We start from the raw sequence: 24,286 nt of genomic DNA, 5'->3' as shown, positions 1-24,286 counted from the left end.
GGTGAACCGACCCCTCTCGTCCCTCTGCTTCGCGCTGCTCGTCCCCGGCCTGCTCCTGGCGGCGCAGCCCCTGCCCCGGCCCGCGGGTGCGCCCGCTCCCGCACCGCCCGGACAGGGCGAGGCACCTCCGCAGGAACCGCCTCCGCCGCCCGCGCCCAAGGACACCGCGCGCGAAGCCGCCCGGGCGAGCGAGGGCGACGGCGGCACCCTGGCCCCCGTCGCCACGCCGGAGCAGCCGGACGCGAAGAAGGAGGAATGGCGAGTGGACGCGCCGCCGGGCGTGGCCACCACGCAGGTGCCCATCGACGTGCGCGAGGGCACGTGGATGAACGTGGACGTGAGCCCGCGCGGCGACGAAATCCTCTTCGACCTCTTGGGGGACATCTACGCGCTGCCCATCGCGGGGGGCGAGGCGCGCGCGCTGACGTCCGGCGCGGCGTGGGACATGCAGCCGCGCTACAGCCCGGATGGGAAGTCCATCGCGTTCACGAGCGACCGGGGCGGCGGGGACAACGTCTGGGTGATGGACCGCGACGGAGGCAATCCCCGCGCGGTGACGCAGGAGAAGTTCCGGCTGCTCAACAGCCCGGCGTGGAGCCCGGACGGCCAGTTCCTGGTGGCGCGCAAGCACTTCACCGGCCGGCGTTCGCTGGGCGCGGGCGAGGTGTGGATGTTCCACCGCGCGGGCGGAGAAGGGGTGAAGCTCACGGAGCGCGCCAACGACCAGAAGGACCTGGGCGAGCCCGCGTTCTCCCCGGACGGCCATTACGTCTACTTCAGCCAGGACATCACGCCGGGGAAGAGCTTCGAGTACGACAAGGACCCGAACAAGGAGCTCTACGCCATCCAGCGGCTGGACCTGGAGACGAAGGAGGTGGAGCCCTTCGTCACCGGTCCGGGTGGCTCCATCCGGCCCACGCCGTCGCCGGACGGCAAGCAGCTGGCGTTCGTGCGGCGGGTGCGCGCGAAGAGCGTGCTGTACGTGGCGGACGTGAAGTCCGGGGCGGAGCGGCCGCTGTATGACGGGCTCGACCGCGACATGCAGGAGACGTGGGCCATCCACGGCGTGTCTCCGGTGATGGCGTGGACGCCGGACAACAAGTCATTGGTGTTCTGGGCGGGCGGGACGTTGCACCGCATCGCCGTGGCGACGAAGCAGGTGACGCCCATTCCCTTCCACGTGAAGGGTACGCGCACGGTGTTCGCGGCGGTGAAGAGCACGCGCTCCGTGGCGCCGGACCGCTTCGACGTGAAGATGCTGCGTTGGGTGCAGGTGTCACCGGATGGCAAGAGGCTGGTGTACCAGGCGCTGGGCAAGCTCTACGTGAAGGAGCTGCCGTCAGGGACGCCGCGCCGGCTGACGCGGCAGAACGAGCACCTGGAGTTCTACCCGTCGTTCTCCCGGGACGGGCGCTCCATCGTCTACACGACGTGGGACGACGACGCGCTGGGCGCGGTGCGCGTGGTGGCGGCGACGGGCGGCGAGGGCCGCGTGGTGACGGCGCAGCCGGGCTACTACGTGGAGCCCGCGCTCAGCCCCGACGGCAAGTGGGTGGTGTACCGGACGACGGGCGACGGCTACCTGATGCCCGGCACGTGGAGCCGGGAGACGGGGCTGTTCGTGGTGCCGTCCACCGGCGGGGCCGTGGCGCGCAAGCTGACGCGGGAAGGGGAGCAGCCGCACTTCGGCGCGAAGTCGGACCGCGTGTACTTCCTGCACGTGGAGTCCAAGGACACGGAGGACGTGCGCACGCTGCGAAGCATCGGGATGGACGGGGGCGAGCCGCGCACGCACCTGACGAGCGGTGGCGCGCTGGAGATGCGCGTGTCGCCGGATGACCGGTGGGTGGCCTTCCGCGAGGACTTCAACGCGTACGTGACGCCCTTCGTGCGCGGCGCGAAGGAGGCTCGGGTGGGGCCGGGCACCAAGGCGATGCCGGTGACGCAGGTGAGCCGTGACGCGGGCGAATACCTGCACTGGTCCGGCACGGACGCGCGGCTGTCATTGCACTGGGCGCTGGGGCCGAAGCTCTACACGCGGGCGCTGAAGGACGCGTTCACGTTCGTGGAGGGGGCTCCGAAGACGCTGCCGCCGCCGGAGGCGGATGGGGTGGACGTGGCGTTCTCCTCGAAGTCGGACGTGCCGGAGGGGACGCTGGCGCTGGTGGGTGGGCGGCTGGTGACGATGAAGGGCGAGCAGGTGGTGGAGGAGGGCGTGGTGGTGGTGAAGGGCAACCGCATCGTGGCGCTGGGCCCGGTGGGGAAGGTGAACGTGCCCGCGTCCGCGAAGATCGTGGACGTGAAGGGCAAGACGCTGATGCCGGGCCTGGTGGACGTGCACTGGCACGGGGCCATGGGCGTGGACGGGCTGATGCCGGAGCAGAGCTGGGTGCAGGCGGCGTCGCTGGCGTTCGGGGTGACGACGTTGCACGACCCGTCGAACAACTCGGAGACCATCTTCGCCGCGAGCGAGCTGGGCAAGGCGGGGATGCTGACGTCGCCGCGCATCTTCTCCACGGGCACCATCCTGTACGGCGCGGCGAGCGCGGACGCGCACGTGGAGATTGACACGCTGGACGACGCGCGCCGGCACCTGCGGCGGATGAAGGCGTTGGGGGCGTTCAGCGTGAAGAGCTACAACCAGCCCCGGCGCGACCAGCGGCAGAAGATTCTCCAGGCGGCGCGCGAGCTGGACATGCTGGTGGTGCCCGAGGGCGGCTCGCTGCTCCAGCACAACCTGACCATGGTGGTGGATGGCCACACGGGGCTGGAGCACTCGCTGCCGGTGGCGCGCATCTACGACGACGTGCGCCAGCTCTGGAAGGGCACGAAGGTGGACTACACGCCGACGCTGGGCGTGGCCTACGGCGGGTTGATGGGGGAGAACTACTGGTACCAGAAGACGAACGTCTGGGAGGACACGCGCCTCTTGTCGTTCGTGCCCCGGCGCGTGGTGGATGGGCGTTCACGGCGCCGCGTGATGATCCCCGACGAGGAGTTCAATCACCAGAACGTGGCGCGGGCGGCGAAGGAGCTGAACGACCTGGGCGTGAGCGTGCAGCTGGGCGCGCACGGGCAGCGTGAAGGCCTGGCGGCGCACTGGGAGCTGGCGATGTTCGTGCAGGGCGGCATGTCACCGATGCAGGCGTTGCGCGTGGGGACGCTGAATGGCGCGCGGCACCTGGGCATGGACAAGGACCTGGGCTCGCTGGAGGTGGGGAAGCTGGCGGACCTGGTGGTGCTGGACAAGAACCCGCTGGAGGACATCTCCAACAGCCGCACGGTGCGCTACACGATGGTGAACGGGCGGCTGTTCGACGCGAACACGTTGAACGAAGTGGGCACGCGGCAGCGCACGCGCGCGAAGTTCTACTTCGAGAAGGATGGCAACGAGGGCTGGAGCCCCCGGGCCTCCACGCATGCGAACGAACAGGTATGCGATTAGGACTCGTGGTGTTGATGTGCGGAGGGCTCGCGGGCTGCGCAGCAGGTGGCCCGCGACAGTTCAATCAATCCCTGGGCCCTGGGCCCGGGCCGGGCTGTGTCAGCACGGTGGATTGCCAATGCAAGAACGGCTCGGCGGCGGCATGCGAGACAGTGGAGGCGATGAAGCCGCCCCGGAAGCCGAACCCGTTGCCTCCTCCTGGGGCGGGGGAGGAGACGCGGAAGGAGGAAGCCGAACGTGTCAGGAGGTCCTGCACCGACGATTACGTTCGCTGTACAGATATGGGCGGAGACAGCAATCCCGGACGCGTGAAGGGGGAGAGCCTTTGTGACTCTTGCCGCTCCTACTGCATGGCCAACGGGTTCTGGCCCGATGCCATCTATAATTGGAAGGCAGAGGAACTGAAATGCCTACGAAAGTAAGAAAAGCGTTCTCGGACCCGTCCTTCCGTGAGCCGAACTGGCGTGCCTACATGGAGGATGCATCAGAGACGAGCGGGCTTGCCCCAAGAGATTGGCCACGCTTCCGCGCCGGCCTCAAGCAGGTGGAGCGGCGCCATGCGGGACGGGTGCCGTCGGCCGCGCTTCGCCGGGATCTCGCCAGGATGGTGTTCTTCTGCGCCGCGCATTGGGGGCAGACCCCGAGGGTCGTGCGTGGCGCGCTGCGCGCCTATCTCCGGCATCCGCTTGATACGACGATGTACTCGTACACCGCCGCGGAGTACTGGCAGTGGGCGTTCAAGGTCTCCCCCGCGGACCTGCCCGCGGCGGAGGCCATGCTCGCGGAGGTCCGCGAGTACCTGCCGTCCCTGGAGGACCACGAGCGCCGCAACACGGAAGGCCTGCTGGCATTCCTGGAGCGCAAGCGCGGCTGAGCCCTCAGCGGGCCGTCGCGGCCACCTGGGCCAGGGCCTGTTGGATCTGCGGCAGCGCGTAGGGCTTGGGCAGCACCACCACGCCCAGCCACTGCTGAGGATCCCCGTCCAGCGCCGCGCGGCCGTGGCCGGACGCGATGATGATGCGCATGGCGGGCTTGCGCAGCGCCACCTCGCGCGCCAGGTCCACGCCCGACATGCCCGGCAACGTCACATCCGTGAAGAGCACGTCGAACCGCTCCGCCGCCAGCGCCACCCGTGCCTCCTCCGCGCTCGCCACCGGCATCACCGCGTGCCCCAGCAATCCCAAGAGCTCGCTGGCGGACGCGCGGATGTCCTCGTCGTCCTCCACCAGCAGCACGTGCATCCGCCGCGCGGACTCCTGCGTCGCCGTCGGCTGCTCCGCGGCGCGCTCCGGCCACTGAAGCTTCGGCGTCATCAGCCGCTGCTGCCGCTGGTCCAGCAGCGCCCGCACCTTGCGCGCCAGGTCCTCGCGCCGGTACGGCTTGGACAACAGGCTCACGCCCGGGTCCAACCGGCCGCCGTGCACGATGGCGTTCTCCGTGTAGCCGGACGTGAAGAGCACCTCGATGTCCGGCTGCATCGCCTTCGCCTGCCGCGCCAGCTCCGGGCTCCTCACCGGCCCCGGCATCACCACGTCCGTGAAGAGCAGGTCCACCGCGACGCCGCTCTTCAGGATGGACAGCGCGCTCTGCCCGTCCACCGCGCGCAACACGCGGTAGCCCAGCTCCGTCAGCAGCTCCACCACCGTCGCGCGCACGTCCGCGTCGTCCTCCACCGCGAGGATGGTCTCCCGCCCGCCCTCCACCGGCCCCGTCACCACCTCCGTCACCGGCGCCTCCGGCTGGAAGGCGCGCGGCAGGTACACCTTCACCGTCGTGCCGTGCCCCAGCTCGCTGTAGAGCTTCACGTGCCCGCCGGACTGCTTCACGAAGCCGTACACCATGCTCAGCCCCAGGCCCGTGCCCCGGCCCTCCGGCTTCGTCGTGAAGAAGGGCTCGAAGGCGCGCTCCATCACCTGGGGCGTCATGCCCCCGCCCGTGTCCGACACCGCCAGCAGCACGTACGCCCCCGCCATCACCTCCGGGTGCGCCTGCGCGTAGTGGTCGTCCAGCGACGCGTTGCTCAACTCCAGCGTCAGCTTCCCGCTGCCCTTCATCGCGTCGCGCGCGTTGATGGCCAGGTTGAGGATGACGTTCTCCAACTGGTGCGGATCCGCCAGCGTGTTCCACAGCCCGCCGCCGATGACCGTCTCCACCTCCACGTCCTCGCCCAGCGCGCGGCGCAACAGGTCGTCCATGCCCCGCACCAGCCGGCCCAGGCTCAGCGAGCGCGGCTCCAGCGGCTGCCGCCGTGAGAACGCCAGCAACTGCGCCGACAGCCGTGCCCCGCGCTCCACCGCGCCCAGCGCCGAGCGCACCCGCTGCAAGCCGCGCTCGTTGCCCGCCACGTCGCGCTGGAGCAGTTGCAGGTTTCCGCCCACCACCTGGAGCAGGTTGTTGAAGTCGTGCGCCACGCCGCCCGTGAGCTTCCCCACCGCCTCCATCTTCTGCGCCTGGCGGAGCTGCTCCTCCGTCTGCCGCTGCTCGGTGACGTCGCGCCCGCTGGCGTACAGCACGCCGTCCTCCGGCACCGGCACCGCCGTCCAGGAGATGCGCCGGTAGCCGCCGTGCTTGCACCGGTAGGCGCTCTCGAAGTTCAGCGTGGGCTGCCCTCCCGCCAGACGCGTCACCTCGTCGCGCGTCCGCGAGTAGTCGTCCGCGCGCTCCAGCCACTCCGACGTGCGGCCCAGCAGCTCCTCCTCCGTCCACCCCAGCATCTGCGTCCAGGCCGGGTTGACGCTGAGGAACTTCCCCTCCGACAGGCTCCCCACCACCAGCAGGTCCTGGGACACGTTCCACACGCGGTCCCGCTCCCGCGTGCGCTGCTCCACGCGCTGCTCCAGCGTCTCGTTGGCCTGCTTCAGGTCCGTGAGCGCCTTGAGCCTCGCCAACGTCGCCCACACGCGGTCGGCCACGCTGCGCGACAGCTCCATCTCCTCCTCCGTCCAGCGGTGCGGCTGCACGTCGTGCAGGAACAGCACCGCCACGAACCGGCCGTGCTCCAGGAGCGGGATGTTGAACAGCGCCCGGATGCCCACCTGCTCCAGCGTGGCCGCCTGGGACGCCGTGCGTGGGTCTTCCCGCACGTCCGGGATGGCCACCACCTCGCCCTGGAGGAGGTCGTCCAGGAACACGCCGTAGTCGTGGAAGCGGTGCACGCCCTCCACGCGCGCCACGTCCGGCGAGGCCACCCAGTTCGGGTGCATCAGCACCAGCGCGTGCGCCGCGTCCACCGTGCCGTAGCCCGCGCGCGGCACGCCCAGCATCCGGCCCACCACCTCCATGGCGAGCTGCGCGGCGGCATCCGGAGACGAGGCCTCGCGCAGCCGGTCCGCCATCTCCAGCAGCGCTCCCTGCCGCAGCTCCGCCTGTTTGCGCGCGTCGATGTCCACCACCACGCCGGGAAAGCGCAGCGGGATGCCCGCCGGGGTGCGGACGCAGTGGCCGCTGGCCTCCACCCACCGGTAGACGCCGTCGGCGCGGCGCACGCGGTACTCGGCGCGGTACGAACCGCCCGCCTTCAGCGTGTGGGCGATGGACGCCTCCACGCCGGGCCGGTCCTCCGGGTGGATGGCCGCCACGAACTGGTCGATGGGCAGCCCTTCGCGCGCCTGCTGGGGATTCAACGAGAAGGAGTGCGCGAAGCGCTCGTCCGTGACGACGCGGTTGTCGGGCACGTCCCACACCCAGGTGCCAATCATCGCCTCGGTGTTCAGTGCCAGCTGCACGCGCTCGTTCGCCGCGCGCAGCGCTTCTTCGGACTGCTGCCGTTCGGTGACGTCCTGGGTGATGCCAATGAGCTGCACGGGCTTGCCAGCGGCGTCGTACACGAGCGACGCCCGCCGGTGGATCCACCGCACCTCCCCGGTGTCCGCCCGGCGGATGCGGTACTCCACCGAAGGGGGAACCTGTCCCGTCCCGCGCGTGCGCGCGTTGGACACCCGGTGCCGGTCCTCCTCCAGCGCGAGCGCCTCGATGACCGGCGCGGGCAGGGTGTCCGTGGGCGGCACGCCGTACAACCGGCAGAACTCCGGCGTCACCGTCAGCAGGTTGCTGGGGATGTCCAGCGTGAACACGCCGATGCCGCCCGCCTCCTGCGCCAGCCGCAGCTGTTCGCGCTTCACGCGCAGCCGCTCTTCTGCGTCCAGGTCGTGGGGCGCCGCCGCCTCCGGGACCGTGCCGGTGCCGTCATCCAGGCCCGCTGCGCGGAGGCGGAGCCGTAGACGTTCGACCTCGGCCCTCAGGGCCTGTTCGGTGTCGGAAGGGGGCACGCTCATGCAGGGGGGCCGCGGGTCGGGGGGCGACCTCCCGGCTGTGGCACTGTCGCCCGGGTCCTCCGGGGGGAGCAACGGAGAATTCCGGGGGAATCATTCCTGCGGAATCGAAGCATCCTCCTCGGGGTCCGCGCCCGTTCGCGCCCGGATGAACGCCCGGATGTGCGTCACCAGTCCGTCGCGCCGCCGCGCGAGGAAACCCGCTCCGTCGCCCAGCCGCAGGGCAGCCAGGGCGTCAGGACCCAGGGCGTGGGTGGGGAATACGGCCGAAGGCGTCACGCCCGCGCGCACCAGCCCCAGCAGGGACCGGCCCGGCGCGAGCACCGGGTGGAAGACCTGGTTCGCCAGGGTGAGCAGCAGGTCGCTCCCCGGACCCGGCGGCGGGGCGGCCCCCGACAGCGGTGGTGGGAACAGGGGCAGGAAGGCCACCGCGCCCTGGACCTCCAGCAGCGGGCCCGGCTCCAGCACGGCGCTGGTGAGCAGGTGCCGGGGCTTCAGCGCCAGCAGCGCGTTGGCCTCCACCCGGTCCGCCACCGACGCGAGCCCCGCCATGCCGGGCTGTGAATAGCGCTCCCAACCTCGCGGAGGTGGCGGCCCCACGCGGTCCAGCAGCGCGCGCACGGAGGCGCCCGCGTCCGGCGTGAGCAGGGCGAAGCTCGCGAGCGCATCGGTGTCCGGCGGTGAACGCGCGGTGTCGAAGAGGGCATGGCGCCACAGCCAGTGCGCCAGCCGCACGCGGGACTCCGCCGGCGGTTGGGGATGCAGGTGGAAGAAGCGGCACAACAGGGGCAGCACGTCCGGCCTGGGCACGAGGCTCAGGTGCGCGATGCCCGCGTCTTCACGGAGGAAGTCGAAGGCGCGGCCCACCGCGCGCGCCGTCCGCCCCAGCGCGGGGGCCCAGTCGTCTCCAGCGTCGAACTCCTCCCGGAAGTCGCGCGTGAAGTCCCGCCCGTGCACCGCGAGCAGCAGCATGGGCAGCGCGTCATCTTCCAAGCGGCCGAAATCACGGGACGCGAGCCACGCACCCAGGGCCTCCAGGCTCTGGCAGGACGTCTCGAGTCGCCCGGGAGGGGTGGGTGTCATGGGACGTCTGGCGTAGCGGAGGGTCGTGAACACTCACATCACCCGCGAGTCGCAATGCTCACTTCCCGCCTTGACGCTGCGAAGAATTTCTTTAAAGAATGCACGCACGTCCTCTTCTTCTTGGAAGATGGCGTATGTACCGGGCCTCGCGTTCCCCAACCGCGGAACCGGTGCGTGACGTCCCAGTTGAGCCCCGCGCGCCGCGTTCCCCCTCTCGGCGCGCGGTGGCCCCTGGGACTTCCACCTCGCCCCGCTCATTCTCCAGGTCCCGTCGAGGATTCGAGTGTCCACGTCCGCCTTCGTCCTGCCCGTCTCGCTGGCCCTGCACCTGCTCACCTCGGCATCGCCCGCCCCCCAGAACACCGCCACCGCGCCGTCCCAGGACCCCGCGCCGAAGTCCGCGGCCACCGCGTCGGTGAAGGCGGCGCCCCCGGCCGTGTCGAAGCTGAGCGCCGCGCAGCAGGCCACGGCGGCGAAGCTGGTGGGGCCCGCGCTCGCGGAAGGCCATGCCTACGCGCGGCTGGCGGAGCTGACGGACGGCGTGGGTCCGCGCCTGTCGGGCTCCGAGTCCGCGGAGGCCGCGGTGCAGTGGGCCCTGCGCTCCTTCCAGGCGGATGGGGTGAAGGCGTGGAAGGAGCCGGTGAAGGTGCCGCGCTGGGTGCGGGGCGAGGAGCACGGCGAAATCCTCTCCTCCGAACGCACTCGCGGCCTGCCATTGGCGCTCCTGGCGCTGGGGGGCAGCGCGCCCACGCCGCCGGAGGGCATCACGGCGGAGGTGGTGGAGGTGAACTCCCTGGAGGAGCTGGCCGCGCTGGGTGACAAGGTGAAGGGCCGCATCGTGCTCTTCAACCACACCATGTCGGAGGCGGCGGACTACGGCCGCTTCGCGGGGATGCGCAGCCGGGGGCCGGCGGCGGCGGCGAAGCAGGGCGCGGTGGCGGCGCTGGTGCGTTCGCTGGCCACGGCGTCGCTGCGCACGCCGCACACGGGGGCCACGCGCTTCGACGAGGGCGGCCCGCGCCTGCCCGCGGCGGCGGTGTCGGTGGAGGACGCGCTCACGCTGCACCGGATGCTCCAGGGCGGGACGGTGAAGGTGCGGCTGGTGTTGGGGTGCTCGGACCTGCCGGAGGCGGACTCGTCCAACGTGGTGGCGGAGGTGCGGGGCCGCGAGAAGCCGGACGAGGTGGTGCTGCTGGGCGCGCACCTGGACTCGTGGGACGTGGGCACGGGCGCGCACGACGACGGCGCGGGCGTGGTGATGGTGATGGAGGCCGCGCGGCTCATCGCGAAGCTGCCCCAGGCGCCCCGGCGCACGGTGCGCGTGGTGCTGTTCATGAACGAGGAGAACGGGCTGCGCGGCGGCCGCGCGTACGCGGAGGCCCACGCGAAGGAATTGTCCAAGCATGTGGCCGCGGTGGAGATGGACGCGGGCGGCGGGCGCCCCCTGGGCGTGAGCCTGCACGCGGGGCCGGGCGGTGAGGCGCTGATGCGGCCGTGGCTGGCACCGCTGGAGGGGCTGGGCGCGGCCCGGTTCCTGGTGGGGCACGCGACGGGCGCGGACTTGAGCCCCATGGAGCCCGCGCACGTGCCCTTCGTGGGCGTGCGGGTGGACAGCAGCCGCTACTTCGACGTGCACCACTCCATGGCGGACACGCTGGACAAGGTGGATCCGCAGGACCTGTCGCGCAGCACCGCGGCGGTGACGTGGATGGCGTACGCGCTGGCGGAGGCGCCGGGCACGCTCGTGCGGCCCACCGCGCCGGAGTCGGACGAACCGCCGCCGGCGAAGAAGTAGGGCGCCCGGCACGTCGTGGCGCGGGCCTCGCCCGGGCGCGTCCGCGATACGGGGAGGCGGTGGCGCTTACGCCTCCGCCGGGGCCTTGCGCGGCCCACCCCGCCGGAGCGGCAGCTCCGGCAGCAGCAGCGTGACGAGCAGGGCCGCCAGCGCGACGAAGATGGCGACGCGGTACACCGCCATGGTCGCGCGGGTGAAGGACTCCTTGAGCGCGCGCTCCACGCGGTCCACGGTGGACAGCGCTCGGGCCTCGTCGGCGTCCACACGCGCGCGGGCTTCCGGCCCTTCCTGCAACGCCTGCCGCCGCTCCTCCGCGAAGCCCTCCCGCAGCTTCGCCTTCACCTCTTCCGGTTGGAATTTCTGGCCCTGAGGCGCGCCCTCTCCGCCCAGGCCTCCCGGCGCGGACGCGCGCAGCTCCTGACGCACGTCCGGAGGCAGCCCGTGCGTGGCCTGCTGCGTGCGCGCGTGCATCTCCCGGCTCAGCGTTCCCGCGAACACGGTGCCCAGCAGCGCCACGCCCACCGTCATGCCCAGCTGCCGGAAGAACGTCGTCGCGGACGTGGCCACGCCAATGCGCTGGGGCGGCACGGAGTTCTGCACGGCCACGGTGTAGAGCGGGATGGACGGGCCCAGGCCCAGGCCCACCAGCACCATCTTCACCGTGACCTCGGCCTGGCTGGAGTCGGGCGTCAGCGTGAAGCCCATCACCGCGAAGCCGCCCATGAGGAACAGCAGCGCCCCCACCATCAGCGCCTTGTAACGGCCCAGCCGTGACACCAGCTGCCCGGACAGCACGTTGCCCGCCACCACGCCCAGGGTCAGCGGCGTGAGCGTCAGCCCGGAGTGCGTCGCCGACAGCCCCACCACGTTCACCATGAACAGCGGCAGGAAGGTGACGGACGCCAGGAACACCGCGCCAATGGTGAACACCGCCGCGTTGCCCGCGGAGAACGCGCGCACGCGGAACAGCGACGGCTCCAGCAGCGGCTCCTTCGCATGGCGCTCCCGCCACACGAAGAGTCCCAGCCCCACCGCCGACAGCGCGAACAGCCCCAGGATGGGCGCGGAGCCCCACGCGAACCCGCCCGCCCTCGGTGCCGCCGCGCCATGGCCCAGGCTGAGCGCGAGCAGCAGCGGCACCACGCCCACCGCCAGCGCCGCCGCGCCCGGGATGTCCAGACTCCCGCCTTGCACGCCCTCCGGCTTGAGCGGCGGCATGCGCAGGAAGATGAGCGTCAGCGCGAGCGCGCCCACCGGCAGGTTGATGAAGAACACCCAGTGCCAGCCCAGCGCGTCGGTGATGAAGCCGCCAGCCAGCGGACCAATGACGCTGGACAGGCCGAACACCGCGCCGAACAGGCCCTGGTACTTGCCCCGGTCGCGCGGAGGGAACAGGTCCGCCACCACCGCCAGGGAGCCGGTGAAGAGGGCCGCGCTGCCCAGGCCCTGCACCGCGCGGCAGAGGATGAGCGCGAGCGTGGAGCGGGACGCGCCGCACAGGAAGCTGCCGGTGAGGAACACGGCGATGCCCGCCACCAGCACCGCGCGGCGGCCCAGCAGGTCCGACAGCTTGCCCCACACGGGCACCATCATCGTGGAGGCCACCAGGTACGCGGTGGTGAGCCACGGGTAGTGCTCCGGCGCGATGTGGAGGTCCGCCTGGATGGTGGGCCCCGCCGTGGCGACGATGGTTTGATCCAACGCCGCCAGCAGCAGCCCCAGCAGCGCCCCCGCCAGCGTGAAGGCCTTCTGTGAACGGCTGAACCGCTCGGACGCCGGCGCGGCGCGGGAGTCCAGGGCGGTGTCGGCGGCGGTGTCGGCCATGGCTCGGGCACGCGCTGCACGCGTGCATCCGCGCGAATCTGGGGATGGCGGCGGGGGCTGACCACGCCCGTCCGCTCGGCTGCTCTCCGTCCGGGAGGCAATGGGCCGTCGGGCATCCATCGAAAGAACCATTCACCGGGCAAGGGTCTTTCGGGGAAGCGCGCGCGCGGTTCTATCCTGCGCATCCCTTCCTGCCGGACGTCGGCCGCGCCTTGGTCGTGAGCGCGTCCTACCGAGGAGTGACGCATGCGGATCCGTGGAGCGCTGGCCTGCGCGGTGATGATGTCCCTGACGGCCGGCTGCAAGGACGACCCGAAGCCCCAGCCCGACGCGGGCGTCCCGGATGCTGGCTCCCAGGAGGATGCCGGCACCGCCGGGTCCACCCTCTCCGAAACGCCGCGCTGGCAGGTCGAAGGGGATGGCCTCAACGCGAAGCAGTGCTTTGGCCGCGGCGTGGCGCTGGGCGACATCAACGGCGATGACCGCCAGGACCTGGTGGTCATCTCACCGCCGTGCACGAGCGGCCCCACGGACCCGGGCCGCGTGATGGTGTACCCGGGGCAGGCCTCCTATTTCTCCCAGACCCCCGTCACCTCGACGCTGTCGTGGGTGCACCCCAGCCCGCGCACGTCGGGCTACCAGATGACGGTGGGCACGGGCGACGTGGACGGGGACGCGTACGCGGACGTGCTGGTGAAGAGCTACTACGGCGTCAGCGTGTACAAGGGCGGGCCGGACCTGTCCCAGGTGTTCGCCCAGCCGGTGTTCCGCGTGCCGGACTCCTCGACCACGCGCTTCGCCATCGCGCGGCTGCTGGACGTGGATGGCGACGGGCTGGATGACCTCCTCGTCACGACCTTCAGCGGCAGCACCACCCTCTACCGCGCGACGCCTGGCGGGAAGGATGGCCCCTTCACCAACGTGCGCGTGCTGTCCGGCTACGCGCAGCCCGCGGGAGACACGGACGGGGACGGCGCCCAGGACCTGCTCGTCGCCCTGTTCGGAGAGGAGAGCAGTTACGGCCTCTTCCTGGGCTGCAAGGCGGACAGCGCGCGCGCCTGTGATGGCTCGCTCACCACGCAGCCGGTGTGGAAGGGCACGGCGGAGAGCGCGAGGTCCCTCCCGGACCTGAGCGGAGATGGCCGTCCGGAGCTGCTCGTGGGGCTCCGGGGCAGCGTGCGCCTGCACCTGTCCGACGCCTCCGTCCAGGGCTACTCCGCCACGCCCGTGTGGCAGTTGATGGACGACCCGGCCTTCCCCAGCGTGGCCGCCCAGAGCGCCATGGTGGGCTCCATGGTGGAGGGCAGCACGGGCCACGACTTCGTCTTCGCCTCGCTGGGACGCGTGTACCTCTTCCGCCCCACGGCGAACGTGTCCGGTCCGCTGGAGCCGGTGTGGTCGTGGCCGCGCGCCAACCGCCTCCTGCCCCAGACGATGCTGGGCTTCACCCTCCCCAGCGTGGCGAGCCCCGGCGACCTGGACGGGGACGGGTACGACGACCTGGTGGTGGGCCTGTCGCAGGAGAGCGACGGCACGCGCGCCCCGGGCCGGGTGGTGGTGTTCGGCGGCGGCACGGTGCCGGACTCGCAGGAGCCCGCGCCCGCGCTGATGACCACGAAGACGTGCAACCTCCAGGTGGATCCGGTGAACGGCAAGCCGGACCTGACGGTGGACCGGGACGTCATCGCCCGCACGCTCTACATCGAACGGCGCTCCTTCGCGGCGGACTCCTGCGAGGTGCGCGAGGGCTGCGTGCCCGCGGGCGGCGAGCGGCGCCTGCTGCGCTTCACCACCTCCATCATGAACATGGGCACCGCGCCCGCGGTGGTGCCTTCTCCGGAGGAGCGGCCGGACCTCTTCGTCTATGACGAGTGCCACCAGCACGACCACCTGGTGAACTTCGCTGGCTACGACCTCAAGGATGCCTCCGGCACCTCCCTGGCCGTGGGGCGCAAGCAGGGCTTCTACATGGTGGACTTCACCCAGTACTGCGCGGACGGCACCTCGTTCGCCTGGTACGACCCGGGCACGGGCATCTCCCCGGGCTGGTCGGACGTCTACACCGCGGACACCGCCTGCCAGTGGCTGGATGTCACGGACACGCCGGACGGCGACTACACCGTGCGGGTGGGCGTGGATGAGAACCACATCATCGACGAGCTCGACGCGCTGCCCAACGAGGCCACCGTCAAGGTGCGTTTGAAGGGAGACACGGTGACCGTGCTGCCCTGAGGCGAAAGGGCAGACCGCGCGCATCGTTTCCCCGCGAGGGGACTCCTGGGAACAGGGCGGGTGGAAGGCCGGCCGGTCCATTCCCGGGGAGGGCGACACGATGCGGATGCGATTCGCGCGGTCTTGCGCGGTGGTGGGGCTTCTGGCCGTGACGGGCTGCAAGGACGACCCGCAGCCCCGACCCGATGCTGGCACTCCGGACGACGGCGGCACCTCCGTCACGCCCACCCTCTCCGAGACGCCGCGCTGGCAGGTGTTCGGAGACGGCACGAATCCCCACGAGTGCTTCGGCCGCACCGTGGCGCTGGGCGACGTCAACGGCGATGGGCGCAAGGACCTGCTGGTGACATCCGCGCCCTGCTCGAGCACCCGGACGGATCCGGGCCGCGTGATGGTGTACGCGGGCGAGGCGCGCGACTTCACGAAGACGCCGGTCACCACCACTCTGACGTGGGTGCACCCCAGCCCCCGCGCCTCCAGCTACCGGATGACGGTGACCACGGGCGACATCGACGGGGACGCGTACGCGGACGTGCTCGTCGCCACCTCCTACGGCGTCAGCGTCTTCAAGGGCGGGCCGGACCTGTCCCAGCTGCTGATCCAGCCGGTGTTCCGCGCGCCGGACTCCACCACCCTGCGCTTCAACGGCGCGCGGCTGCTGGACCTGGACGGGGACGGGAAGGACGAGCTCGCCGTCTCCACGCTCGCCGGCGAGCTCACCGTGTACCGGGCGACGCCGGGAGCACCGGAGGGGGCCTTCACCGCCGTGCGCACGCTGACCGGCGTCCCCAGCCCCGCGGGCGACGCCGACGGGGACGGGGTCCAGGATCTGGCCGTGACCCACGACGACTTCAAGGTGGAGCTCTTCCTCGGCTGCAAGGCGGGCAGCGCTCGCGTCTGTGAAGGGCCGCTCACGGCCTCGCCGGTGTGGACCGGCCAGGCCGAGCTGTTCGCCGCGCTGCCCGACCTGAACGGAGACGGCCGCCCGGAGGCGCTCCTGCTCCTGGACGGCAGCCAGCGCCTGCACCTGTCCGACGCCGTGGCCGCGGGCTACGCGCCGCAGGTGACCTGGCAGCCCATGGACGACGCGGCCTTCCCTCTCTTCGGACAGGCCTTCCTCACCTTCAGCAAGACCGTCGTCCCCGTGGGCTCCATGGTGGAGGGCGGCACGGGCCACGACTTCGCCGTTGGCGCCGTGGGCCGCGCCTACCTCTTCCGCCCCACGGCGAACGTGTCCGGCCCGCTGGAGCCGGTGTGGGCGTGGCCGCGCGCCAACCGGCTTGGCCTCCAGACGTCGCTGGGCACCGACTACCTGGGCATGGCCTCCGCGGGCGACCTGGACGGGGACGGGTACGACGACCTGGTGTTGGGCGTGTCCCCGGGACTCAGCGGCACGCCCGCGGGCACACCCTCGGGAAGCGGCGGCCCGTCCGCCCTGGGCCAGGTGATGATCTTCGGCGGCGGCGCGGTGCCGGACTCGCAAGAGCCCGCGCCGGCGCTGGCCCCCACGCGGACGTGCGGCCTCCAGGTGGATCCGGTGAACGGCAAGCCGGACCTGACGGTGGACCGGGACGTCATCGCGCGCACGCTCTACCTGGAGCGGCGCTCCTTCACGGCGGACTCGTGCGAGGTGCGCGAGGGCTGCGTGCCCGCGGGCGGTGAGCGGCGCCTGCTGCGCTTCACCACCTCCATCATGAACATGGGCACGGGCCCGCTGGTGGTGCCTTCACCGGAGGAGCGGCCAGACCTCTTCGTCTACGACGAGTGCCACGAGCACCACCACCTGACGAACTTCGCTGGCTACGACCTGAAGGACGCCGCGGGCAACACCACGTCCGTGGGGCGCAAGCAGGGCTTCTACATGATCGACTTCACCCAGTACTGCGCGGACGGCCAGCCCTACAGCTGGTACGATCCGGGCACGGGCATCTCACCCGGCTGGTCGGACGTCTACACCGCGGACCTGCCCTGCCAGTGGCTGGACGTCACGGACACGCCGGACGGCGAGTACACCGTGCGCGTGGGCGTGGATGAGAACCACATCGTGGACGAGGCCGGCACGCTGCCCAACGAGGTCACCGTCAAGGTGCGCCTGACCGGCGACACGGTGACCGTGCTGCCCTGAAACCGGGAAACCCGGCCAGGAAACGCCCTCCGGTGAAGGCCGCGTGCAATGGGCGGCCCTCCTGGGCGTAGAGTGCCTGACGCGGCCCGTCCGCCGGGGACCTTCCCGGTGCGCCAGGCCGCGCGGCTTCCAGCGTGAAGGGGTGGTTTCGTGAACTTCCGGGTCGACGTGTGGGAGGGGGCGCGCATCGCGCTGACCTCGCTGCGCTCCAACCGGCTGCGGACGGTGCTCACCACGGTGGGCATCGGCGTGGGCGTGTGCACCCTGCTGGCCATCGTCGGCATCATCCAGGGGTTGAACAGCTCCTTCGCGGACCAGCTCAACAAGATTGGTTCCAACACGCTGCAGGTGTCCAAGTTCCCCTGGGTGATGAACGGGGACTGGTGGGCGTACCGCAACCGCAAGGCGCTCTCGCTGGACCTGGTGGAGCCCCTGCGCGCCGCCTCCGAGCACGTGGTCGCGGTGGCCCCCATGATGTTCATCAACGCGGAGGTGTCCTTCCAGAACCGGAAGCTCGCCTCCGTGCAGACCATGGGCACCAGCCCTGACTACGCCATGACGTCCTCGGTGGAGATGGCCCAGGGCCGCTTCCTCACGGAGGCGGACGTGGACAACCGCTCCGCCGTCGCGGTGATTGGCGCGGAGGTGGGCAAGGTGCTCTTCCCGGGCATCAACCCCGTGGGCCACCGCATCCTCGTGGACCGCCGGCCCTACCGCGTCGCGGGCGTCATCGTGGAGCGCGGCACCGTGCTGGGGCAGAACGTGGACCTGGTGGTGATGCTGCCGTACCCCACGTTCCAGGGGCACTTCGGCACCCAGCGCGACGTGGTCATGGCGCTCGCGGTGGACCAGCAGGAGAACGTGCCCCGCGTGCAGGACCGGCTCACGGAGACGCTGCGCCGCGAGCGCAACACCAAGCCCGGCGCGCCGGACGACTTCGCCATCAACCGGCCGGACCAGCTGGCCAACATGTACAAGCAGCTCACCGGCGCGCTCTACGGCGCGGCCACGGGCGTGGGGTTCATCACCCTGCTGGTGGGCGGCATCGGCATCATGAACATCATGCTGGTGTCCGTGCGCGAGCGGACGCGGGAGATTGGCGTGCGGCGGGCGCTGGGCGCGCGAAAGCGCACCATCATCCTCCAGTTCCTCATGGAGGCGGCCAGCGTGTCCGCGGTGGGCGGCGCGCTGGGCACCGCGGTGGGCATGGCCATCGCGTGGCTGGTGAACTACCTCACGCCCCTGGCGGCGGCGGTGCAGCCCCTGACGGTGGTGCTGGGCGTGGGCTTCTCCGCGGTGGTGGGCCTGCTGTTCGGCATCTGGCCGGCGGCGCGCGCCGCGAACCTGGACCCCGTGGAAGCGCTCCGCCACGACTAGGCGCGAGCGGGAGACCTGACCATGTGGATGGCTTTCTGGGACACGGTGCGGCTGGCGTTCGGCACGTTCCGCTCCAACCCCCTGCGCTCCTTCCTGACGCTGCTGGGCATCGTCATCGGCGTCACCACCGTGGTGTCCATGATGTCCCTCATCGAGGGCCTCCGGAACCAGGTGAACAACCAGATGTCGGAGCTGGGCAGCGACTGCTTCCAGGTGCAGCGGCTGCCCTTCGGCCAGGGCGAGCTGACCACCGCGGAGCTCGCGCGCCGGCCGCGCTTCACCTACGCGGACCTGGACGCCATCCGCACGCAGCCGTCCATCGCGCAGGCGGCCGGCGAGGACTCCAAGGGCGGCCAGAAGGCCGTCACCTCGGAGCGCGAGTCGCGCGCCAACGTGAACGTCTGGGCGGGCACGGCGGAGTACTTCCAGACCAACGCGGTGGGCATCGCCACCGGGCGGCCCTTCACCGACGCGGAGTTCGTGGACAACCGGCGCGTGGCGGTGATTGGCGCGGACCTGGCGGACACGCTGTGGCCCGGCGTGGACCCCCTGGGCCGTGAGTTCCGCCTGCTGGGGCGCACCTTCCAGGTGGTGGGCACGCTCAAGCGCCGGGGCGGCTTCCTGGGCGGCGGCAGCCAGGACAACCAGGCCATGATTCCCCTGTCCACGTTCGGGGGCATGTTCGGCGTGCGCGACTTCCGCATCAGCATCCAGGCGACGTCCCCGGACGTGCTCCAGCGGGCCCAGGATGAGGTGACGCTGCTCATGCGCCGCCGCCACGCGCTCAAGCCGGACGAACCGGACGACTTCTTCCTCTACAACAATGCGAGCGCCACGGAGATGTTCAACAACCTCTCCTCGGCGGTGTCCGCGGCCAGCTTCGGCGTGTGCATCCTGTCGCTGCTGGTGGGCGGCATCGGCATCCTGAACATCATGCTGGTCGCCGTGACGGAGCGGACGCGGGAGATTGGCATCCGCAAGGCGCTGGGGGCCAAGCGCTACCGCATCCTCGCGCAGTTCGCGCTGGAGGCGGTCGTGCTGTCGCTGGTGGGCGGCGCGGTGGGCGTGGCGCTGGGCGCGGGCCTGGCGCACCTGGCCCGGTGGATGATCAACCTGCCCACGGAGGTCCCCCTGTGGTCCGTGGTGGTGTCGCTGGTGATGAGCTGCGGGGTGGGGCTGGCGTTCGGCATCTACCCGGCGGCGCGCGCGGCGAAGCTGGACCCCGTGGAGGCGATGCGCTCGGAGTAGCGCGCACGCTCAGCAGTGCATGAAGAAGGCCCCGACCCGGCATGAAGCGGGTGGGGCCTTTTTTCATCACGGTCGTGGCCTGCCCGGGACTACGGGCAGGGGTACGTACAGGTGATCTGCCCGGTGATGGGGTTCTTGAAACACGTGGGCGTGCAGTCCTGGGCGTCAGCGGAGGACGGCGTGGCGGCGATGCCCAGGCCCATCACGGTGGCGGCGGCGGCGAGGACGAAGGCGAAGCGACGGATGTTCTTGCGAGCCTGCATGGTGTCGTCTCCCTGCGGTGTGTTTGCGCTGCACGGAGCACTCTAGGGATCGGGGCTGACAACGCCAGGGGCGAAGTCACCGGCTCGCGCGCTGGCGTGGAGGGCGGGGTGCCGAGGCGCCGCACGCGGGAAGAAAATTGAAACGCCGGTGCGGCGAAACAATGCGTCAATGCCTGGGAGTGGGAGTGCGGCTCCACTGATAGCCCACGGTGGCGCCGCTGCCGATGAGTGACAGCGCGAGGTAGCGGCGCAGGAAGTCCAGTCGTTCGCTGGAGCCGGCCAGGTGGCGCAGGCCTTCATGCGCGGCGAGGCCCAGGAGCATCCCCGCCGCCGCGCCTCCGAGCGCGCCCAGGTACGCGCGGCCGGGCTCCTGGCTGTCGCCGAAAGCAATCTCACCCATGCCCCAGGTGCCGAGCGCGGCGACGGGAGGCGTGACGACCATGGCGGCGCCGAACGCGCCCACTTCCAGCTCCATCCACCGCCCTTGCGGATAGGAGGGGTGGACGAAGAGGAAGCGCCCCGGAAGCGAAGCGAGCACGGTGCCCGCGGCGGCCTCCGCGGCGGTGGCGCCCAGGCGCGTGTCTCCGCCCACGCGGGTCGCGGCCCAGACGGTGCCCAGCGGCAGCAGCGTGACGCCGCCATGCGCGGCCCAGGTGGCCGCGGACAAAGGGGCCTCCGTGTCGGGTTCCCCATGGGGAATGAAGGGCCGCAGTGGCCGGGGAGGCACGGCGGGAGGCGGAGGCTCCGCGTCCAGGAACGGCGCATCCAGGACGGTGGGTGTCAGCGGAGGCGGCGGAGGTTCAGGCGCGCGGGACGCGGGTGTATCGGTCTCACGCGATTCGACGTGGGGTGTGGGCGCGCCCGGCGTGGGCGTCTGATCATCCCGAGGACTGGAGGAACCTGCCTCCGCTGGAGATGGAGGTGGAGGTGGAGGAACCTCCTGCGCCCGGACAGCGGGTGCCCCGAGCAGGCCCATCAGCAGGAGCGCCCCGCGCGTTGGTGCCATCCCCCGTCGCCCCATGCCGTGTCCGTCCTCCCTGCGCGTCCGTAATGCGCACCCAGCAGTGCGCATGCGGCGCGTCCAGCACCACCGGCCTTGGGTGTCACATGGCTCAACCGTCGACGGGTGGACGGTGGCGATGCCCGTTCACACCCTTCCTCCACGCGAAATCACACGGCGGATGCGGAAGGGCGGGGGCTGCCCTAGCTTCCGGACCGTGCGGCTGGCCTGGCCCATCTTGCTCGCCCTGCTCGCCGCGGGGTGTCCCTACCCGAACCACCGACAGGACCTGCGCCTGCGCGCGCTGCCGGAGGACCCGGAAGCGCGGGAGCTCGCCATCGAGCAGACGCTGGGCATCCCGATGGAGCCCGGCAACGGCGTGGAGTTGGTGCAGAACGGCCGCGTCTTCGACGTCATCGAGGAGGAGATCCGCGCCGCCCGCTCCAGCATCCACATCGCCAGCTACATCTGGCGTCCGGGCATTCCGTCGGACCGGTTGCTCATCGCGCTGCGCGAGCGCGCTCCCGGCGTGCAGTGCCGGGTCATCGTGGATCCGCTGGGCAGCGTGAACTTCGAGGTCGTCGCTCCCGTGCTCGCGGACGCCGGCTGCGACGTGCGCATCTACCGCCCCTATCAGGGTGCGGTGACGTCCCTGGACGCGGTGCGGATCCGCGCGCGCATGCACCGCAAGATGGTCATCCGCGACGGTGAGGTCGCGCTGACCGGAGGCTTCGGCATCTGGCGCAGCTGGCTGGGCAACGGCGACGCGCCGGAGACCTGGCGGGACACCAACGTGCGGGTCCGGGGCCCCGTCGTGCGAGGCATGCAGATCGCCTTCGCGCAGAACTGGCAGGAGGCCGGTGGCGACTTCCTGCCCCCGGAATCCTTCCCGGAGCTTGCCCCCGCCGGAAACGCACGGGCCTGCTTCGTCGCCAGCACGGGCCACCGCTTCCTCACGGAGGCGTCGAAGATGTGGCTGCTGTCCATCGCGGCCGCGAAGCACCGGCTGTGGATCGCCAACTCGTACTTCCTGCCGTCGGAAGCCATCAGCGACATGCTCATCCTCAAGGCCCGCGAGGGCGTGGACGTGCGGGTGCTGGTGCCCGGCCGCCACCACGACGTGGGACCCGTGCTCGCCGCGCAGCGTGCGTCCTACGCGAGGCTCCTGGAGGCCGGCGTGCGCATCTACGAGTACGAGATCTCGATGATGCATTCCAAGACGCTGGTCGCGGACGACACGCTGAGCGTCGTGGGTTCCACCAACCTGGATCCGCTGGCGCTCAGCCACACCGATGAGGGCTCGGTGATGGTGGAGGATCCGGTGTTGGCGGAGGAGCTGGCCGCCGCCTTCGAGCAGGACCTTACGCACTCCGCGGAGGTCCACTGGCACGGCTGGAAGCGGCGGGGCCTGCTTCAGAAGCTGAGCGAGCAGCTGCCGTGGTTCATCGGCGACTTCCTATGAGCCGGGAGATGCCTGGGCCCACCACACCGGCCCTGGAGTCCCCGGCCGCCTGCCTGCCCGGCTGACAAGGGACGTCCGACGCGGGAAGCCACGCGGTGCCGGGGTGCGTTGGTCTCTTCATGCCTTCGATTCGACCATTCCGTGCCGCCCTGTTGTCGCTGACCCTGGCCCTGCCGGTGTTCGCGGCCGGGCCCGCCGTGTGGGGCGAGGGGATGATGGTGAAGGTGCGGCCGGCGACCGCCGCCCGGAGCGCCACCGAGGTGCGGCTCACCGCTGCCCGCAACGAGTTCGTCTCCTTCCAGGTCGCGCTGCAGGGCGGCGATACGGGGCTGACGGGCGTCCGCGCGAAGCTGCCCGCGTTGGAGGGCCCCACGAAGCTGACGGGGCCGGACGTGACGCTGTATCGCGAGGCGCTGGTCACCACGAAGCAGGCGTCGGTGGCGGGCGAGCCGGTGGGCGCGTGGCCGGACGGGCTGGTGCCGGACACGGACGAGGTCGCCGGTGAGACGCGCAGCGCCTTCCCCTTCGACGTGCCCGCCCGTGAGGCGCGAGCCATCTGGGTGGACGTGCACGTGCCCCAGAACGCGCCGCCCGGCGACTACCTGGGGACGGTGACGGTGGAGGCGGACGGAGGCTTCCAGCGGCAGGTGACGGCGAGGCTGACGGTGGTGGACGCGGCGCTGCCGAGCACGTCCTCGCTGCCATCCGCGTTCCTGCTCTGGCCGCCGCACGTGTGCCGCGCGCACACGGGCCGCGAGGACTGCACGCCGGAGGAGCTGCAGCCGCTGCTCGCGCGCTACCAGCAGATGGCATTGGAGCACCGCTTCACGCTGTCCAGCCTCTTCCCGCGCAAGCCGTGGCCGCCGGACTGGAACGGCTTCGATGCGACGTGGGGACCGTATCTGGATGGGACGGCGCCCACGCGGCTGCAAGGCGCGCGGATGACGAGCCTGGAGTACGTGGGGCCGCTCGACGCGGCGAACCTGACGGACTTCACGGCGCACATGAAGGAGAAGGGCTGGTTGGACCGGGCCTACGTGCAGCTGGGGGACGAGCCGCCCTACGGCACGACCTTCGCGCAGGTGCACGCGACGGGAGAGCTGGTGCGCCAGGCGGCACCCGGGCTGCGCACGATGCTGACGACGAACTCGCGCGAGCTGAAGGGCAACGGCCTGGAGGCGCAGGTGGACGTGGCGGTGCCGCTGGTGAACCACCTGGACGGCACGGACGCGGACTTCCGGGGCGACCAGCGGGAGACGTACACGGACTTCCTGGCGCGTCCGGGAGCTGAGTTGTGGATGTATCAGAGCTGCATGAGCCACGGCTGTGCGTATGGGACCAACGCGCCGGAGAACAAGCCGGGCGCGGGCTGGCCGTCGTACATGCTGGACCGGTCGGCGGCGAAGGCGCGCGCGATGGAGTGGGTGACGTTCCTCGAGGGCGCGACGGGCGAGCTGTACTACCAGTCGGTGGGCATGCTCTCCACGGCGTGGGCGGACCAGTACCGCTTCAACGGCAACGGGGACGGAACGCTCTTCTACCCGGGCACGCCGGCGGCCATCGGCGGCAAGACGGACGTGCCGGTGGCGTCACTGCGGCTCAAGCTCATCCGTCAGGGCATGCAGGACTACGAGTGGCTCAAGGCGGTGAGTGACGCGGGAGACCCGGCCTTCGCGCGCAAGGTGGCCAGGGACCTGATTCCGGCCGCGTCGCGAGTGACGGACGACGGCGCCGCGTTCGACGCGGCGAGGCTGAAGCTCATCCAGCGCTACGAGGAGCTGACCGCCACCCAGACGCCGGACGCGGGCACCCAGCAGCCGGGGACGGGAACCCCGACGGACGGCGGCACCGCCCCCGTGCCGGAGGAGGCCGCGGGAGGACCGTCGCAGGGAGTGCCCGGCGTCAACGCCGATGTGACGCCGGACGTGGTCGGCGACGCGCAGGCGGGAGGCTGCACCACGGGCGGAGGCGGAACGGCGGCGGTCGCGGGAGGCCTGGTGTTCGCGGCCTGGGTGCTCGGAGGCATGCGCCGTCAGCGCGCTCGTGTGACCGTCCCCGCGCGCAGGAAGTAGGCGCGGGGGCAATCAGTCGAAGCGTCTGCGCCTGCCGCAACGCGCCACGCCCTTGGACAGGAGGGACGCGGAAACCTGTCCGACAGTCG

Annotated in this window: 14 protein-coding genes; 9 read left to right on the top strand and 5 right to left on the bottom strand. The window is 71.3% G+C overall.

Going from position 1 to position 24,286, the window contains the following annotated elements:
* Position 1 precedes the first annotated feature (1 nt).
* Positions 2-3,445, top strand: coding sequence for an amidohydrolase family protein (locus tag D7X32_RS16585; RefSeq protein ID WP_120603520.1), 3,444 nt, complete (start codon positions 2-4; stop codon positions 3,443-3,445).
* Positions 3,446-4,049: 604 nt separating this feature from the next.
* Positions 4,050-4,319 (top strand): hypothetical protein, encoded by a 270-nt coding sequence (locus D7X32_RS44995; RefSeq protein WP_147450175.1) that lies wholly within the window; start codon positions 4,050-4,052, stop codon positions 4,317-4,319.
* Positions 4,320-4,323: 4 nt separating this feature from the next.
* Here D7X32_RS44995 and D7X32_RS16580 read toward each other — a convergent pair whose 3' ends face one another.
* Together D7X32_RS16580 and D7X32_RS16575 are read right to left on the bottom strand one after the other, a co-directional pair.
* Positions 4,324-7,719 carry a hybrid sensor histidine kinase/response regulator gene (locus D7X32_RS16580; protein WP_120603519.1) on the bottom strand — a complete coding sequence of 1,132 codons (3,396 nt, stop codon included), beginning with the start codon at positions 7,717-7,719 and terminating at the stop codon, positions 4,324-4,326.
* A gap of 90 nt (positions 7,720-7,809) precedes the next feature.
* Complete coding sequence (locus D7X32_RS16575) at positions 7,810-8,799, bottom strand: hypothetical protein (RefSeq protein ID WP_147450174.1); 990 nt, start codon at positions 8,797-8,799, stop codon at positions 7,810-7,812.
* A 283-nt stretch (positions 8,800-9,082) separates the two neighbouring features.
* Here D7X32_RS16575 and D7X32_RS16570 point away from each other — a divergent pair, with 283 nt between their 5' ends.
* Positions 9,083-10,594 carry a M20/M25/M40 family metallo-hydrolase gene (locus tag D7X32_RS16570; protein WP_120603517.1) on the top strand — a complete coding sequence of 504 codons (1,512 nt, stop codon included), beginning with the start codon at positions 9,083-9,085 and terminating at the stop codon, positions 10,592-10,594.
* A gap of 66 nt (positions 10,595-10,660) precedes the next feature.
* Here D7X32_RS16570 and D7X32_RS16565 read toward each other — a convergent pair whose 3' ends face one another.
* Positions 10,661-12,418, bottom strand: coding sequence for an MDR family MFS transporter (locus tag D7X32_RS16565; RefSeq protein WP_120603516.1), 1,758 nt, complete (start codon positions 12,416-12,418; stop codon positions 10,661-10,663).
* 246 nt (positions 12,419-12,664) lie between these two features.
* On the opposite strand from D7X32_RS16565, the gene D7X32_RS16560 reads away from it, so the two are divergent.
* From D7X32_RS16560 to D7X32_RS16545, 4 genes are all read left to right on the top strand, one after another.
* Complete coding sequence (locus tag D7X32_RS16560; protein WP_120603515.1) at positions 12,665-14,650, top strand: lysyl oxidase family protein; 1,986 nt, start codon at positions 12,665-12,667, stop codon at positions 14,648-14,650.
* A gap of 100 nt (positions 14,651-14,750) precedes the next feature.
* On the top strand, positions 14,751-16,775 hold the full coding sequence (locus D7X32_RS16555; RefSeq protein WP_120603514.1) for a lysyl oxidase family protein: 2,025 nt from the start codon (positions 14,751-14,753) through the stop codon (positions 16,773-16,775).
* 150 nt (positions 16,776-16,925) lie between these two features.
* Positions 16,926-18,152: an ABC transporter permease gene (locus D7X32_RS16550; protein ID WP_120603513.1), complete on the top strand. Its 1,227-nt coding sequence runs from the start codon at positions 16,926-16,928 to the stop codon at positions 18,150-18,152.
* 21 nt (positions 18,153-18,173) lie between these two features.
* Positions 18,174-19,400: an ABC transporter permease gene (locus D7X32_RS16545; RefSeq protein WP_120603512.1), complete on the top strand. Its 1,227-nt coding sequence runs from the start codon at positions 18,174-18,176 to the stop codon at positions 19,398-19,400.
* Positions 19,401-19,489: 89 nt separating this feature from the next.
* Here the strand turns inward: D7X32_RS16545 and D7X32_RS45965 are convergent, their stop codons facing one another.
* Both D7X32_RS45965 and D7X32_RS16540 read right to left on the bottom strand, forming a co-directional pair.
* Positions 19,490-19,663, bottom strand: a complete 174-nt coding sequence (locus D7X32_RS45965; protein ID WP_167506478.1) for a hypothetical protein — start codon at positions 19,661-19,663, stop codon at positions 19,490-19,492.
* A 166-nt stretch (positions 19,664-19,829) separates the two neighbouring features.
* Positions 19,830-20,330 carry a hypothetical protein gene (locus D7X32_RS16540; RefSeq protein WP_120603511.1) on the bottom strand — a complete coding sequence of 167 codons (501 nt, stop codon included), beginning with the start codon at positions 20,328-20,330 and terminating at the stop codon, positions 19,830-19,832.
* Positions 20,331-20,880: 550 nt separating this feature from the next.
* Here D7X32_RS16540 and D7X32_RS16535 point away from each other — a divergent pair.
* Both D7X32_RS16535 and D7X32_RS16530 read left to right on the top strand, forming a co-directional pair.
* Positions 20,881-22,125 carry a phospholipase D-like domain-containing protein gene (locus tag D7X32_RS16535; RefSeq protein ID WP_120603510.1) on the top strand — a complete coding sequence of 415 codons (1,245 nt, stop codon included), beginning with the start codon at positions 20,881-20,883 and terminating at the stop codon, positions 22,123-22,125.
* Positions 22,126-22,244: 119 nt separating this feature from the next.
* Positions 22,245-24,197, top strand: coding sequence for a DUF4091 domain-containing protein (locus tag D7X32_RS16530; RefSeq protein WP_120603509.1), 1,953 nt, complete (start codon positions 22,245-22,247; stop codon positions 24,195-24,197).
* Positions 24,198-24,286 lie beyond the last annotated feature (89 nt).

Source organism: Corallococcus carmarthensis (genome assembly GCF_003611695.1).
GTDB classification, from domain to species: domain Bacteria; phylum Myxococcota; class Myxococcia; order Myxococcales; family Myxococcaceae; genus Corallococcus; species Corallococcus carmarthensis.
The sequence above is the reverse complement of the archived record's forward strand: the minus strand, read 5'-3'. Positions and strand labels throughout refer to the sequence as shown.